This window comes from Bacillus sp. FSL H8-0492 (genome assembly GCF_038006145.1).
Taxonomy (GTDB): Bacteria; Bacillota; Bacilli; order Bacillales; family Bacillaceae_G; genus Bacillus_A; species Bacillus_A mycoides.
The window spans coordinates 526,317-541,092 of sequence record NZ_JBBOUP010000001.1 but is presented as its reverse complement, the minus strand read 5'-3'; the positions used below and the strand labels follow the sequence as shown (position 1 = coordinate 541,092).

The 14,776-nt window shown below is 41.3% G+C and carries 8 protein-coding genes, 17 tRNA genes, 3 rRNA genes and 1 pseudogene; 2 read left to right on the top strand and 27 right to left on the bottom strand.

Features of this window, described 5'->3' with window-relative positions; translation table 11 throughout:
• Positions 1-8: 8 nt before the first annotated feature.
• The 6 genes from queG to MHH66_RS02815 form a co-directional block, all read right to left on the bottom strand.
• The gene (gene queG / locus MHH66_RS02840; RefSeq protein ID WP_078185195.1) at positions 9-1,151 is read right to left on the bottom strand and encodes a tRNA epoxyqueuosine(34) reductase QueG; all 1,143 of its coding nucleotides are present in this window, start codon (positions 1,149-1,151) and stop codon (positions 9-11) included.
• 200 nt (positions 1,152-1,351) lie between these two features.
• Positions 1,352-1,425 (bottom strand) — tRNA-Gly (locus MHH66_RS02835).
• A gap of 115 nt (positions 1,426-1,540) precedes the next feature.
• Positions 1,541-2,194 (bottom strand): DsbA family protein, encoded by a 654-nt coding sequence (locus MHH66_RS02830; protein ID WP_078185194.1) that lies wholly within the window; start codon positions 2,192-2,194, stop codon positions 1,541-1,543.
• A 186-nt stretch (positions 2,195-2,380) separates the two neighbouring features.
• Positions 2,381-3,160 (bottom strand): transglycosylase domain-containing protein, encoded by a 780-nt coding sequence (locus tag MHH66_RS02825; protein WP_078185193.1) that lies wholly within the window; start codon positions 3,158-3,160, stop codon positions 2,381-2,383.
• A gap of 529 nt (positions 3,161-3,689) precedes the next feature.
• Positions 3,690-4,151, bottom strand: coding sequence for an NUDIX hydrolase (locus MHH66_RS02820; protein ID WP_002063701.1), 462 nt, complete (start codon positions 4,149-4,151; stop codon positions 3,690-3,692).
• A gap of 149 nt (positions 4,152-4,300) precedes the next feature.
• Positions 4,301-5,020, bottom strand: coding sequence for a YebC/PmpR family DNA-binding transcriptional regulator (locus tag MHH66_RS02815; protein ID WP_002113875.1), 720 nt, complete (start codon positions 5,018-5,020; stop codon positions 4,301-4,303).
• 662 nt (positions 5,021-5,682) lie between these two features.
• Between MHH66_RS02815 and MHH66_RS02810 the strand changes: the two are divergent.
• Positions 5,683-6,011: pseudogene (locus tag MHH66_RS02810) on the top strand (DUF3884 family protein).
• A 209-nt stretch (positions 6,012-6,220) separates the two neighbouring features.
• Here the strand turns inward: MHH66_RS02810 and MHH66_RS02805 are convergent.
• The 19 genes from MHH66_RS02805 to MHH66_RS02715 form a co-directional block, all read right to left on the bottom strand.
• A tRNA-Leu gene (locus MHH66_RS02805) sits at positions 6,221-6,302 on the bottom strand.
• 9 nt (positions 6,303-6,311) lie between these two features.
• Positions 6,312-6,382, bottom strand: a tRNA-Cys gene (locus tag MHH66_RS02800).
• 14 nt (positions 6,383-6,396) lie between these two features.
• Positions 6,397-6,471, bottom strand: a tRNA-Gly gene (locus MHH66_RS02795).
• A 5-nt stretch (positions 6,472-6,476) separates the two neighbouring features.
• A tRNA-Gln gene (locus MHH66_RS02790) sits at positions 6,477-6,551 on the bottom strand.
• 66 nt (positions 6,552-6,617) lie between these two features.
• Positions 6,618-6,693: transfer RNA gene (locus MHH66_RS02785), tRNA-His, on the bottom strand.
• A 19-nt stretch (positions 6,694-6,712) separates the two neighbouring features.
• Positions 6,713-6,786: transfer RNA gene (locus MHH66_RS02780), tRNA-Trp, on the bottom strand.
• Between the two features lie 8 nt (positions 6,787-6,794).
• Positions 6,795-6,878 (bottom strand) — tRNA-Tyr (locus MHH66_RS02775).
• A 10-nt stretch (positions 6,879-6,888) separates the two neighbouring features.
• Positions 6,889-6,964 (bottom strand) — tRNA-Thr (locus MHH66_RS02770).
• A 14-nt stretch (positions 6,965-6,978) separates the two neighbouring features.
• Positions 6,979-7,054 (bottom strand) — tRNA-Phe (locus tag MHH66_RS02765).
• Between the two features lie 9 nt (positions 7,055-7,063).
• Positions 7,064-7,139 (bottom strand) — tRNA-Asp (locus MHH66_RS02760).
• 3 nt (positions 7,140-7,142) lie between these two features.
• Positions 7,143-7,219: transfer RNA gene (locus tag MHH66_RS02755), tRNA-Met, on the bottom strand.
• 57 nt (positions 7,220-7,276) lie between these two features.
• Positions 7,277-7,353, bottom strand: a tRNA-Met gene (locus MHH66_RS02750).
• Between the two features lie 24 nt (positions 7,354-7,377).
• Positions 7,378-7,453 (bottom strand) — tRNA-Val (locus MHH66_RS02745).
• Between the two features lie 5 nt (positions 7,454-7,458).
• A tRNA-Glu gene (locus MHH66_RS02740) sits at positions 7,459-7,533 on the bottom strand.
• A gap of 19 nt (positions 7,534-7,552) precedes the next feature.
• Positions 7,553-7,644: transfer RNA gene (locus MHH66_RS02735), tRNA-Ser, on the bottom strand.
• 2 nt (positions 7,645-7,646) lie between these two features.
• Positions 7,647-7,721: transfer RNA gene (locus MHH66_RS02730), tRNA-Asn, on the bottom strand.
• A gap of 8 nt (positions 7,722-7,729) precedes the next feature.
• Positions 7,730-7,845, bottom strand: a 5S ribosomal RNA gene (gene rrf / locus MHH66_RS02725).
• A 100-nt stretch (positions 7,846-7,945) separates the two neighbouring features.
• Positions 7,946-10,867, bottom strand: a 23S ribosomal RNA gene (locus MHH66_RS02720).
• A gap of 146 nt (positions 10,868-11,013) precedes the next feature.
• Positions 11,014-12,565 (bottom strand): 16S ribosomal RNA (locus MHH66_RS02715).
• The 16S, 23S and 5S rRNA genes sit together here with 16 tRNA genes alongside, the layout of an rRNA operon.
• A gap of 447 nt (positions 12,566-13,012) precedes the next feature.
• Here MHH66_RS02715 and MHH66_RS02710 point away from each other — a divergent pair.
• A complete protein-coding gene (locus MHH66_RS02710) occupies positions 13,013-13,369 on the top strand; it encodes a YgzB family protein (RefSeq protein WP_002125074.1) in 357 nt (118 codons plus the stop codon).
• A 203-nt stretch (positions 13,370-13,572) separates the two neighbouring features.
• Here the strand turns inward: MHH66_RS02710 and perR are convergent, their stop codons facing one another.
• Positions 13,573-14,001, bottom strand: a complete 429-nt coding sequence (perR, locus tag MHH66_RS02705; RefSeq protein ID WP_000237831.1) for a peroxide-responsive transcriptional repressor PerR — start codon at positions 13,999-14,001, stop codon at positions 13,573-13,575.
• A 301-nt stretch (positions 14,002-14,302) separates the two neighbouring features.
• The gene (gene bcp, locus MHH66_RS02700; protein ID WP_002029647.1) at positions 14,303-14,758 is read right to left on the bottom strand and encodes a thioredoxin-dependent thiol peroxidase; all 456 of its coding nucleotides are present in this window, start codon (positions 14,756-14,758) and stop codon (positions 14,303-14,305) included.
• Between the last annotated feature and the right edge of the window lie 18 nt (positions 14,759-14,776).

Sequence of the window (14,776 nt, the reverse complement as noted above, 5' to 3'; positions counted from 1 at the left end):
GATATTATCTACTCTTTTTTCTGTGCTAACAATTCAAGTCCACGATTCATTTCATGAAGAACCTCTTCATCTTTCTCACGTTCCATCGCTTTTTCAATCGCTTCTCCTACTCCATCTCCACCAATTTTCCCAAGTGCCCATGCTGCTGTTCCTCGAAGTACTGGTCTTGGATCATCTTTCATAACACCGATTAAATCAGGAATTGCTGCTGTTTCTTTAAAATGTGCAAGTGCTAAAATAGCATTTCGTTGCAATGGTTTTTTACCTCTCCATGAACCAGACATAATTCCATACTTCTCTTTAAAATCACGATTACTAATTGTTAAAAGTGGTGTTAATAACGGTTTAACTAACTCAGGGTCAGGCTCCATTTCAGGATGGTTATGAAAATCCATTCCTTTATTTTTCGGACAAACAGTCTGACACGTATCACATCCATATATACGGTTTCCTATTTTATCGCGATATTCTTCAGGCAGAAACCCTTTTGTCTGTGTTAAAAATGCAATACATTTCTTCGAGTCCAACTGCCCACCTTGTACTAAAGCACCTGTAGGACAAATATCAATACATTTCGTACAACTTCCACATTGATCTTCTATTGGCCGATCAGGAGGGAATGGAATATTCGTAATCATTTCTCCTAAGTATACATACGAACCAAATTCCGGCGTAATAATAGCGCAGTTCTTACCACTCCATCCAATACCGGCACGCTCTGAAACAGCTCGATCACTTAGCTCCCCTGTATCAACCATTGATTTCACTTCTATATCCGGCAGCTTTTCGATTAAATACGCCTCTAACTTTTGCAAACGATCTCGTAGAACAAGGTGATAATCTTGGCCCCAAGAAGCACGGCAAAAAATCCCACGTCGTTCCCCTCGTTTACTTAATGGTGCATTTTTTAATTTTGAAGGGTATGCTAAAGCAATCGCAATAATTGATTTCGCACCAGGTAACAATAGCTGTGGATTCGTTCTCTTCTCTATATCAGGCTCTTCGAATCCAGACTGATAATTCAATTGTTGTTGCTGGATTAGACGCTGCTTTAATTCCTCAAATGGTGAAGCACTGGCAAAACCTATTTTATCTATACCAATCGTTTGACTATACGCAATTACATCTTGCTTTAATTGTTCAAAGTCCATTTTCAATCGCCTCCACCGATGAATCCATCCCTTATGTAACGACTATATTGGTTATCAATTCACTTTTGGAATAATATTCTTCACTTCTATTTTCGCATACAATTATGATTTTCAAACATTAAAAAACGCAATGCTTCGTTTATCTTAGAAACGAAACACTGCGTTGATCACAATTTATTAGAAAAACATTAAATAAAATTTGGAGCGGGTGAAGAGAATCGAACTCTCGACCAGAGCTTGGAAGGCTCTTGTTTTACCACTAAACTACACCCGCAAATATGAAAAAAATATAAGATATTGAAATAACTTATGTAAAGTAGTATAGCATGTAAAAAAAATCGAAGCAAGAAATTTATCGAAAAAAGTCGAAAAAGTGATGAGATACCTCATCACTTTTTCAATTCTTTATCAATCGCCTTCTTCATACTATCGAAATCAGGGTTTGCAAGATTCCCATTTATATATACTGAAGGAGCACCTTGAACTTTTAATTTTTGAGCACGATCTGAATCTTTACGTACTTTGTCTTTCATTTCTTTACTGTGTAAATCTTTTTTAAACTGTTCTACATTAATTTTCGGAAGCTTTTCTTTCACAATATCAAGAAGTAATTCTTCTGTAATCCATTCTTCCGTATCTTTCTTTTGATTTTGATAAATCTCATCATAGAAAATCCAGAATGAATCTTGATCTTGTTTATAAATTGCTTCACCGGCAGCTGCACCTAAATCAGAGTCTTTTCCGATAAACGGGAAGTTAATAAAATATAACTGCACTTTACCTTTATCAATATACTCTTCTTTTAATCGTGGTAATACTGTTACATCCCAAGTACGACAAGCTGGACATTTAAAGTCTCCAAATTCAACTACCTTAACTGGAGCATCATCTTTCCCTAAAGATTGTTGCGTAGAATAAGCAAACATCTCATTCCCTTTATCTTTCTTGTCATTTATGATGCTATACACAATCGTCCCGATTACAATCAATACTGCGATAGAAAAAACTATACCAAGAGCCATGAGTTTGTTTGATGATTTCATATACATTCCTCTTTAATTTCATATTCTGTATACATCATTGTACACAATACACATAATATCAATACTTACATGGGTCACGCAATGAACACGCTCACATAAATTACAAAAATACAACGTTTGTGACAATATTGTGTCGCCTTTTGTCACAAATTATTAAAAAAAGAAGCTCCTATGTAGGAACTTCTTTTAACTTACTGCTTTTTCACGGGCATTTTTTAACATGGATTGCTCTGTTTTTATATCATGGCGAATTACTAATTTCTCACTAACTGCTTGCACATATTCATCATGATTTATATACCCTTCTTTCTCCATTAGCCTTAAAACTACATTCCGTCTCTCAACTGCTTTATCATAATTTTGTGCAGGTGAGTAATAAGCCGGTGCTTTTACTATAGCAGCCATCATTGCACTTTCAGCCAGTGTTAATTGATCCACTTTTTTACCGAAGTAAAGGTTTGCTGCTTTTTCAATCCCCCATGCGCCTTCTCCGTAGTAAATATTACTTACATACAATTTTAGTATCTCATCCTTTGTGAATGTACGTTCAATCTTTTTCGTATAAAAAATTTCTTTCCACTTACGGGAAAATGTACGTTCATTAGATAAGAAAGCATTTTTAGATAACTGCTGTGTAATCGTGCTTCCTCCTTGCACAACACCACCAGCTTTTATATTCTCAATAGACGCCCTGATAATCGCTATATAGTCTAAACCGTTATGATGATAAAATCTTTTATCTTCCGTCGCAATAAATGCGTGTGTTAATGATTCTGGCACCTCTAAATTAGCAGGTACATGCAATTTACTAATATCACTTCGCTCAATCATTACATTTCCAACGAATAATAATGCAAAACTTAACAATAATAATAATAATATAATGGCTTTATAAAGAAATTTAGTTAATGGATTTAATGCAACTTTTTGATGATAGTTCACTCTAGATAATACTCGTTCTTTCATCTCGAACACCTCTTTTCCACACAGCATATAACTCTTAATTTAAGAATACCTTGTTATAAAAGAATATCCCATCGATTTCTCTTACACCTACCTTACAACATTGTAAGGTGTAAAAATGTATTGTATCACAGTCCCTTTTTATCTACTATTCATATGAAATATTGAATATACATTTATTTATCACACTATTTATAGGAAGTAGGACTCTCCTTAATTTCACTTTATTCTTTTATTATATCAGTTTATACATTTATACTTTTAAACATCTAGCAATCTAATTATATACGATATATCACCATTATACAGAACGAATGTTCTATAAATCAATACTAGCTTTCGGATTATCTCGCTATTTGTGTGCAGTAAGAATTCTCCCTCAAAACTTGGCTAAAGCTAGGAAATTAGGTGGTAGTCCTGCTTCCTCCACCAATTATTAGCCTACACTTTATTATTGTGACCTTTTTCTGAAACAGTATACATAAAGAAAAGGTTAGCAATTTGAGATGTCCTCAAATAACTAACCAAAACTTTACAATCTTCCTATAAGATTATATGGCTGAACTTCCCATGTTTCGTATGGAATGAAATGCATTGCTTTCATCGCATCAAGTGTCCTTGATTTCATATGAGGACGCGTTATATACTCATCAATGTTCTCTTCGTTTAAAGCAACAAATTTAGCCTCTTGTATTTCTTCAGGTTGAATTTTTATTTCACCACTAACATATGCTACTTTAAAAACAACAGCTACAATATGCATAGAAGCATTATAATAAATCCCTGTAACTCCGATAGGCTTCACAGTTAATCCTGTTTCCTCCATTATTTCTCTGCAAACAGCTTGATCGAGCGCTTCCCCTTCTTCTACCTGTCCTCCAGGCATTTCCCACGTATCAGCTCGCCAGTGCACTTTCGTTAAAAGCACCTCATTCTTTTCATTTGTTAAATAACCTGCTACGGCAACAATATGCTTTGGTGTTTTATGTTCCACATTAAGACCTCCTAGAAATACGATTACTTCATATACACCCTATAACCATATTCCCTCTCTACAGCAATACACCTTTAATAATTCATCATCTTAATTAACTTCATAAAAAAAGACCCTGTCCATTAAAGGAAAGGATCTTCTGTCTTATATTATTCCCCTAAGTCTACGTTGTGGTAAACTTGCTGTACATCTTCTAAATCTTCTAATGCATCAACCATTTTTTCAAATTGTACTTGAGCATCTTCAGGAAGTTCTACATCACTTTGTGCAAGCATTGTTAATTCTGCAACTGTAAATTCTTCAACACCAGCACCTTTAAGTGCAGATTGTACTGAATGGAACTGATCAGGTTCAGCATAAACGATAACAGAATCTTCTTCTTCTAGAATGTCACGTGCATCTACATCTGCTTCCATTAAGATTTCAAGAACTTCATCTGATGTTTTACCTTCAAGACCGATAACAGCTGTCGCATCAAACATGTAAGCGACAGAACCGTTTACACCCATGTTACCACTGTTTTTGCTAAATGCAGCTCGTACATCTGCTGCAGTACGGTTTACGTTATTTGTCAGTGTATCTACAATTACCATAGATCCGTTTGGTCCAAAGCCTTCATAACGAAGCTCGTCATAGTTTTCTTCTGAACCGCCTTTTGCCTTTTCAATCGCACGGTCAATAATTGTTCTTGGCACGTTGTATGTTTTCGCACGTTCTAATACAACTCTTAACGTTTGGTTTGATTCTGGATCTGGCTCGCCTTGTTTTGCTGCCACATAAATTTCACGTCCAAATTTCGCGTATATACGGCTTGTATTTGCATCTTTTGATGCTTTTTTTTCTTTAATATTGTTCCATTTACGGCCCATACTTTCCACTCTCTTTCCCATTTTAAATCTACATAAAAATATTAATATGAAATATAATGTGTATTCAACACATTTTTAAAAGAAATATAAAAAGTTCATTTTTGATTCATATTACAGACATAATATAAATCACTATCATTTTGTTCTTTCGACAAGTTATATTATACATGAATTCCTAAGTTTATTACGAATTTTAGAATCACATAGCATAATTTAACAAAAAAAACCTAACATTTCTGTTAGGGTCTTTTTAGGTGACATTTATATAGAGTGCTACCCTTAAAATCCTTTATTTTAAAGCATTTTAAAAATTTTGAGCTTCTTTAAACATGATAAATTAAAATGAAACGGAGCCAAAATGGAATCATATTAAATAACTGACACCTTTTATTTTCATTTCTCTCCCTTAATTAAATTTATCATATTTCATTTATTACTGTGATGATTTATTTTATTATTTCTCGCTAAACAATAAGAAACAGGGCAAAGCTGCCATTTCCTTTTAAAGATTTGTTATGTAGTATGTTATGAACTATTCATTATCAAACTAAAGCTATTCCTTTTCATTCCTCTATTAATTCCATAATATTACCATAATTACTTTCTATTGCTGTATAATTAAAATAGGAAAAAATTTGAAGAAAAGATAGGGGAGAGTAATTATGACACATTCAAGTGAGAAAAAAGCACATGGTTTTAAAGGAATAGGAGAGAAGTTAAACCCAACTATCTATCAAGTGAGATTCATGAAATTGGATGGTCCAATTCACTTTGATTCGTTCCCTAAATTAAAGGAATTAGGGGACTGGTTGAGTACTTCAACGCAAATATGGTCGTGTCACTCAACTATGTACAAGTACAACAGAGAAGAGTTTGAAAAGAAGTTTTTCGAAATTTCGAAATTACGAAATTACCAGCTGATAATGTGGTAATTTCAACTGGTGGTATCGAATTTAACTTCATGTCACCAGGGTGGAGAGATTCTCTCTAGAGTGCTCGAAAAAATTCTTGTATATGTAATATTCTACTGAAATTTTATCCTTTTAATACTTCATAGTTTCTTCCAACTGTATCTAAAGTTCGTCACTTACTCACCGCACACTACCCCAACGCACTATTAGTGCTTATTTTGTAGTGTGAAGAAAACACAAAAAAACTCTACACAATTAGTGTAGAGCCTTGATGTTACGCCGTTCATGATACCGATGGTCGGGGTCGAACCGACACTCCCGAAGGAACACGATTTTGAGTCGTGCGCGTCTGCCAATTCCGCCACATCGGCATAAAAGAAAGGCGGCAACCGGATTTGAACCGGTGGTAAAGGTTTTGCAGACCTCTGCCTTACCACTTGGCTATGCCGCCATATGAAGTTAAAATGGAGCGGAAGACGGGATTCGAACCCGCGACCCCAACCTTGGCAAGGTTGTATTCTACCACTGAACTACTTCCGCAAAAATGGCTGGGCTAGCTGGATTCGAACCAGCGCATGACGGAGTCAAAGTCCGTTGCCTTACCGCTTGGCTATAGCCCACCGAAGTTTTACTTAATTATATGTAAGTATCCATTAATTTATTTGTAATTTTTTAAAAAATAAAAATGGGGCGACTGATGGGAATTGAACCCACGAATGCCGGAGCCACAATCCGGTGCGTTAACCACTTCGCCACAACCGCCATGTTGTGTTTATATATTTGGCAGGGGCAGTAGGAATTGAACCCACACTGGAGGTTTTGGAGACCTCAGTTCTACCTTTAAACTATGCCCCTATGTAAAATGGTGGAGGGGGGCAGATTCGAACTGCCGAACCCGAAGGAGCGGATTTACAGTCCGCCGCGTTTAGCCACTTCGCTACCCCTCCGAAACTTACATGGTGCCGGCTAGAGGACTTGAACCCCCAACCTACTGATTACAAGTCAGTTGCTCTACCAATTGAGCTAAGCCGGCATATTTTATTAAAATGGTGGCTCGGGACGGAATCGAACCGCCGACACGAGGATTTTCAGTCCTCTGCTCTACCGACTGAGCTACCGAGCCTTATTAAAATGGCGGTCCCGACCGGGGTCGAACCGGCGATCTCCTGCGTGACAGGCAGGCATGTTAACCACTACACCACGGGACCATTTGGTTGCGGGGACAGGATTTGAACCTGCGACCTTCGGGTTATGAGCCCGACGAGCTACCGTACTGCTCCACCCCGCGATAATATTATTTATATAATTATATGATAAGTGTTGGCAACCACATTACGAGAATGTTTGGTTGCGGGGACAGGATTTGAACCTGCGACCTTCGGGTTATGAGCCCGACGAGCTACCGTACTGCTCCACCCCGCGACAATATTATTCATATAATTTATATGGTGGAGGATGACGGGATCGAACCGCCGACCCCCTGCTTGTAAGGCAGGTGCTCTCCCAGCTGAGCTAATCCTCCAAAAGTGGTGACCCGTACGGGATTCGAACCCGTGTTACCGCCGTGAAAGGGCGGTGTCTTAACCACTTGACCAACGGGCCAAATATTATAAATTCCTTATGGCGGAGAGCAAGGGATTCGAACCCTTGATACGCTTGTGACGTATACACGATTTCCAATCGTGCTCCTTCGGCCAACTCGGACAGCTCTCCAATGGCTCCGCAGGTAGGAATCGAACCTACGACCGATCGGTTAACAGCCGATAGCTCTACCGCTGAGCTACTGCGGAATAATATTGCCTGGCAACGTCCTACTCTCACAGGGACAAGGTCCCAACTACCATCGGCGCTAGAGAGCTTAACTTCCGTGTTCGGTATGGGAACGGGTGTGACCTCTCTGCCATCATTACCAGACATTATTCTTTTGAGACAATCATTATTATAACTTATTCACCCTGAAAGTCAATAAGTTTTTTATATTCTCTCAAAACTAGATAACGTTGCTTCATATTATATGGTTAAGTCCTCGATCTATTAGTATTCGTCAGCTCCACATGTCACCATGCTTCCACCTCGAACCTATCAACCTGATCATCTTTCAGGGATCTTACTAGCTTACGCTATGGGAAATCTCATCTTGAGGGGGGCTTCATGCTTAGATGCTTTCAGCACTTATCCCTTCCGCACATAGCTACCCAGCTATGCCCTTGGCAGAACAACTGGTACACCAGCGGTGCGTCCATCCCGGTCCTCTCGTACTAAGGACAGCTCCTCTCAAATTTCCTGCGCCCACGACGGATAGGGACCGAACTGTCTCACGACGTTCTGAACCCAGCTCGCGTACCGCTTTAATGGGCGAACAGCCCAACCCTTGGGACCGACTACAGCCCCAGGATGCGATGAGCCGACATCGAGGTGCCAAACCTCCCCGTCGATGTGGACTCTTGGGGGAGATAAGCCTGTTATCCCCGGGGTAGCTTTTATCCGTTGAGCGATGGCCCTTCCATGCGGAACCACCGGATCACTAAGCCCGACTTTCGTCCCTGCTCGACTTGTAGGTCTCGCAGTCAAGCTCCCTTATGCCTTTGCACTCTACGAATGATTTCCAACCATTCTGAGGGAACCTTTGGGCGCCTCCGTTACACTTTAGGAGGCGACCGCCCCAGTCAAACTGCCCACCTGACACTGTCTCCCGGGTCGATGAGACCCGTAGGTTAGAATTTCAATACAGTCAGGGCGGTATCCCACCAGCGCCTCCACCGAAGCTAGCGCTCCGGTTTCAATGGCTCCCGCCTATCCTGTACAAACTGTACCAAAATTCAATATCAGGCTACAGTAAAGCTCCACGGGGTCTTTCCGTCCTGTCGCGGGTAACCTGCATCTTCACAGGTACTATAATTTCACCGAGTCTCTGGTTGAGACAGTGCCCAAATCGTTACACCTTTCGTGCGGGTCGGAACTTACCCGACAAGGAATTTCGCTACCTTAGGACCGTTATAGTTACGGCCGCCGTTTACTGGGGCTTCAGTTCAGAGCTTCGCTTACGCTAACCCCTCTCCTTAACCTTCCAGCACCGGGCAGGTGTCAGCCCCTATACTTCGCCTTACGGCTTCGCAGAGACCTGTGTTTTTGCTAAACAGTCGCTTGGGCCTATTCACTGCGGCTTTCCGTTAAGAAAGCACCCCTTCTCCCGAAGTTACGGGGTCATTTTGCCGAGTTCCTTAACCAGAGTTCTCTCGCACACCTTAGGATTCTCTCCTCGCCTACCTGTGTCGGTTTGCGGTACAGGCACCTTTTATCTCGCTAGAAGCTTTTCTTGGCAGCGGGGAATCAAAGACTTCGCTCCATAAGGAGCTTCCCCATCACAGCTCAGCCTTCACGATAAGCGGATTTGCCTACTTATCAGCCTAACTGCTTGGACGTGCACAACCAATCGCACGCTTCTTCTATCCTTCTGCGTCCCTCCATTGCTCAAACGATAAAGAGGTGGTACAGGAATATCAACCTGTTGTCCATCGCCTACGCCTGTCGGCCTCGGCTTAGGTCCTGACTAACCCTGAGCGGACGAGCCTTCCTCAGGAAACCTTAGGCATTCGGTGGACGGGATTCTCACCCGTCTTTCGCTACTCATACCGGCATTCTCACTTCTAAGCGCTCCACCAGTCCTTCCGGTCTGACTTCACTGCACTTAGAACGCTCCCCTACCACTGATACCATTGGTATCAATTCGCAGCTTCGGTGGTGTATTTAGCCCCGGTACATTTTCGGCGCAGAGTCACTCGACTAGTGAGCTATTACGCACTCTTTAAATGGTGGCTGCTTCTGAGCCAACATCCTAGTTGTCTAAGCAACTCCACATCCTTTTCCACTTAATACACACTTTGGGACCTTAGCTGGCGATCTGGGCTGTTTCCCTCTTGACTACGGATCTTATCACTCGCAGTCTGACTCCTAAGGATAAGTCATTGGCATTCGGAGTTTGACTGAATTCGGTAATCCGATGAGGACCCCTAGTTCAATCAGTGCTCTACCTCCAAGACTCTTACACTTAAGGCTAGCCCTAAAGCTATTTCGGGGAGAACCAGCTATCTCCAGGTTCGATTGGAATTTCTCCGCTACCCACACCTCATCCCCGCACTTTTCAACGTGCGTGGGTTCGGGCCTCCATTCAGTGTTACCTGAACTTCACCCTGGACATGGGTAGATCACCTGGTTTCGGGTCTACGACCACGTACTAAACGCCCTATTCAGACTCGCTTTCGCTGCGGCTCCGCCTCTTCAGCTTAACCTCGCACGGGATCGTAACTCGCCGGTTCATTCTACAAAAGGCACGCCATCACCCATTAACGGGCTCTGACTATTTGTAGGCACACGGTTTCAGGATCTCTTTCACTCCCCTTCCGGGGTGCTTTTCACCTTTCCCTCACGGTACTGGTTCACTATCGATCACTAGGGAGTATTTAGCCTTGGGAGATGGTCCTCCCAGATTCCGACGGAATTTCACGTGTTCCGCCGTACTCAGGATACATTCAAGAGAGAACGAAGTTTCGACTACGGGGTTATTACCCTCTGTGACGGACCTTTCCAGGTCGCTTCGTCTACCTCGTTCCTTTGTAACTCCGTATAGAATGTCCTACAACCCCAAGAGGCAAGCCTCTTGGTTTGGGCTAGATTCCGTTTCGCTCGCCGCTACTCAGGAAATCGCATTTGCTTTCTCTTCCTCCAGGTACTTAGATGTTTCAGTTCCCTGGGTCTGTCTTCCATACCCTATGTATTCAGGTAAGGATACCATACCATTACGTATAGTGGGTTTCCCCATTCGGAAATCTTCGGATCAAAGCTTACTTACAGCTCCCCGAAGCATATCGGCGTTAGTCCCGTCCTTCATCGACTCCTAGTGTCAAGGCATCCACCGTGCGCCCTTTCTAACTTAACCAAACTAAAATTAAAAAAATATGAGCTACACTGTTATCTAGTTTTCAAAGAACATACATTTAAACTTGAGAGATAGTTCTCTCAAAACTGAACGAAACAAAACAAGTCAACGTTTATTGATGAACTGCGTTCATCAATTCTCCATAGAAAGGAGGTGATCCAGCCGCACCTTCCGATACGGCTACCTTGTTACGACTTCACCCCAATCATCTGTCCCACCTTAGGCGGCTGGCTCCATAAAGGTTACCCCACCGACTTCGGGTGTTACAAACTCTCGTGGTGTGACGGGCGGTGTGTACAAGGCCCGGGAACGTATTCACCGCGGCATGCTGATCCGCGATTACTAGCGATTCCAGCTTCATGTAGGCGAGTTGCAGCCTACAATCCGAACTGAGAACGGTTTTATGAGATTAGCTCCACCTCGCGGTCTTGCAGCTCTTTGTACCGTCCATTGTAGCACGTGTGTAGCCCAGGTCATAAGGGGCATGATGATTTGACGTCATCCCCACCTTCCTCCGGTTTGTCACCGGCAGTCACCTTAGAGTGCCCAACTTAATGATGGCAACTAAGATCAAGGGTTGCGCTCGTTGCGGGACTTAACCCAACATCTCACGACACGAGCTGACGACAACCATGCACCACCTGTCACTCTGCTCCCGAAGGAGAAGCTCTATCTCTAGAGTTTTCAGAGGATGTCAAGACCTGGTAAGGTTCTTCGCGTTGCTTCGAATTAAACCACATGCTCCACCGCTTGTGCGGGCCCCCGTCAATTCCTTTGAGTTTCAGCCTTGCGGCCGTACTCCCCAGGCGGAGTGCTTAATGCGTTAACTTCAGCACTAAAGGGCGGAAACCCTCTAACACTTAGCACTCATCGTTTACGGCGTGGACTACCAGGGTATCTAATCCTGTTTGCTCCCCACGCTTTCGCGCCTCAGTGTCAGTTACAGACCAGAAAGTCGCCTTCGCCACTGGTGTTCCTCCATATCTCTACGCATTTCACCGCTACACATGGAATTCCACTTTCCTCTTCTGCACTCAAGTCTCCCAGTTTCCAATGACCCTCCACGGTTGAGCCGTGGGCTTTCACATCAGACTTAAGAAACCACCTGCGCGCGCTTTACGCCCAATAATTCCGGATAACGCTTGCCACCTACGTATTACCGCGGCTGCTGGCACGTAGTTAGCCGTGGCTTTCTGGTTAGGTACCGTCAAGGTGCCAGCTTATTCAACTAGCACTTGTTCTTCCCTAACAACAGAGTTTTACGACCCGAAAGCCTTCATCACTCACGCGGCGTTGCTCCGTCAGACTTTCGTCCATTGCGGAAGATTCCCTACTGCTGCCTCCCGTAGGAGTCTGGGCCGTGTCTCAGTCCCAGTGTGGCCGATCACCCTCTCAGGTCGGCTACGCATCGTCGCCTTGGTGAGCCGTTACCTCACCAACTAGCTAATGCGACGCGGGTCCATCCATAAGTGACAGCCGAAGCCGCCTTTCAATTTCGAACTATGCAGTTCAAAATATTATCCGGTATTAGCCCCGGTTTCCCGGAGTTATCCCAGTCTTATGGGTAGGTTACCCACGTGTTACTCACCCGTCCGCCGCTAACTTCATAAGAGCAAGCTCTTAATCCATTCGCTCGACTTGCATGTATTAGGCACGCCGCCAGCGTTCATCCTGAGCCAGGATCAAACTCTCCAATAAAGTTAGTTTGTCTAGCATCTAAAAATAAAAATTGACGTTCACGTTGTTTGTTTCGTTCAGTTTTCAAAGAACTACTTCGCCGCTCAATTGCGACTTCCTTATGTTAACATCTTCGTTTTTCGATGTCAACTAAGTTTTTCAAATTTCTTTCTTGTCGTTTACTGCGTTTCCGCATCAGCGACGTTTATTAATATATCACGCAGTATATATAGGGTCAATACTTTTTCTGAAAAAATTTCACATCCCGTTAAAAAACTAAATTAACTATAGAAAAAAATTACTACTCCTCTTTTATAGACATGCTCCTTCAACCTAATCTCTTTCTGTATTGCATCTTAAAAGAAAACACTACTGTTCTTTAATAAGTGATAAATTTAATCATCACCTTCGTTTTCGTAAAATATTCTAAATTGTGTGTTATATTATTCCTATAGGAGTGTGGTGGGAATGGGTATTAAATATTCGAACAAAATTAATAAAATCCGAACCTTTGCATTGAGTTTAGTATTTATCGGCCTCTTCATTGCATACTTAGGTGTCTTTTTTCGCGAAAACATCATTATTATGACAACCTTTATGATGGTTGGTTTTTTAGCTGTCATCGCTAGCACTGTTGTTTACTTTTGGATTGGTATGTTATCTACAAAAACGATACAAATTATTTGTCCAAGCTGCGATAAACCAACAAAAATGCTCGGTCGTGTCGACGCATGTATGCATTGCAATCAACCTTTAACACTTGATCGAAATCTAGAAGGAAAAGAATTTGATGAGAAATATAATAAGAAGAGTTATAAATCATAGGTATATGGAGCTTACAAAACTAAAGAAGTTTCATCTCATTAAAAAGGTGATTTCTTAACTAAGAAATCACCTCTTGTATTTGTTCTTATTAAATTTGATTCTTCACTTAACATTTTAAATCCTCATGAGTCTAACACGATTCCCATATATAATAAAGAAAGAGGTCGACGTATAGCCGTCAGCCTCTTTCTTTTTATTATATATTACGCCTTATGACACTCTGGACAAACGCCATAAATTTCTAAGCGATGACTATTAATAACGAAGCCTGTCGTTTTTGCAGCTTCCTCTTCAAGCTGTTCCAATCCTCCATAAGGAAAATCAACAATCTTACCACATTTTTCGCAAATCACATGATAATGTTGACTTGTAACATAATCAAATCTACTTGAAGCATCCCCATAAGTTAATTCCTTTACAAGTCCAACTTCTTTAAACACACGTAAGTTATTATAGACAGTTGCAACACTCATATTTGGAAACTTACCTTCTAATGCTTTATAAATGTCATCCGCTGTTGGGTGCGTCATAGATTCCACAAGGTACTCTAAAATAGCATGACGCTGTGGAGTAATGCGTACACCCGTATTTTTCAGCATTTCTAGCGCTTCTTTTAATTCTTCTTTGACCACCGTCATGCACCCCGATTCTATACGGATTATTATTTTATAATTCTTATAAAGAGTGTACTCTTTTTCTTATAAATCGTCAATATTTCTACTATAAGTATGTGGTTTATTTTCGTATATAGCCTTATTCTTATGTATCTTCCCCCATTCCCTATACATTTACATAGAAAAAAGTGCGACATAATCGCACTTGGAATACTATCATCTGAGGAGGTATGCCCTACACTTTCACTTTATGTATCGCAAGAAAATATGTATAGACGCATGCCTTACATATGTATTTTTTCTCCTCATTAATATAGATTTATTTTATATAAGAAAGAACATCCTCAATATGCCCTTTCACTTTCACTTTACGCCACTCATTTACAAGCTCACCGTCTTTATTAATAAGGAATGTAGAACGCTCAATTCCCATGTACTCTTTTCCGAAGTTCTTTTTCAGCTTCCAAACATCGTACAATTCTGCTACTTTATGATCTTCGTCTACTAAAAGTACAAATGGAAGCTCATGCTTCTCAATGAATTTCATATGTCTATTTGCTGAATCTGGACTTACACCAAGTATAACCGTATCCTTCTCTTGAAATAATCCATATGCATCACGAAAATCACATGCTTCAGTTGTACATCCCGGAGTCATATCTTTCGGATAAAAATATAGGACTACATTTTTACCGCGAAAGTCAGCTAAGCGAATTTGTTCTCCGTTACTTCCTTCTAATGTAAATTCTGGTGCCATTTCTCCTACTGTAATCATTGTTATCACTCCTTCTCT

Excerpts from the sequence above, each read along its gene's own strand:
- MHH66_RS02830 (WP_078185194.1), bottom strand. The coding sequence starts at position 2,194 with ATGAAATCATCAAACAAACTCATGGCTCTTGGTATAGTTTTTTCTATC.
- MHH66_RS02815 (WP_002113875.1), bottom strand. The coding sequence starts at position 5,020 with ATGGGCCGTAAATGGAACAATATTAAAGAAAAAAAAGCATCAAAAGAT.
- bcp (WP_002029647.1), bottom strand. The coding sequence starts at position 14,758 with ATGATTACAGTAGGAGAAATGGCACCAGAATTTACATTAGAAGGAAGT.
- queG (WP_078185195.1), bottom strand. The coding sequence starts at position 1,151 with ATGGACTTTGAACAATTAAAGCAAGATGTAATTGCGTATAGTCAAACG.
- MHH66_RS02825 (WP_078185193.1), bottom strand. The coding sequence starts at position 3,160 with ATGAAAGAACGAGTATTATCTAGAGTGAACTATCATCAAAAAGTTGCA.
- MHH66_RS02710 (WP_002125074.1), top strand. The coding sequence starts at position 13,013 with ATGGGTATTAAATATTCGAACAAAATTAATAAAATCCGAACCTTTGCA.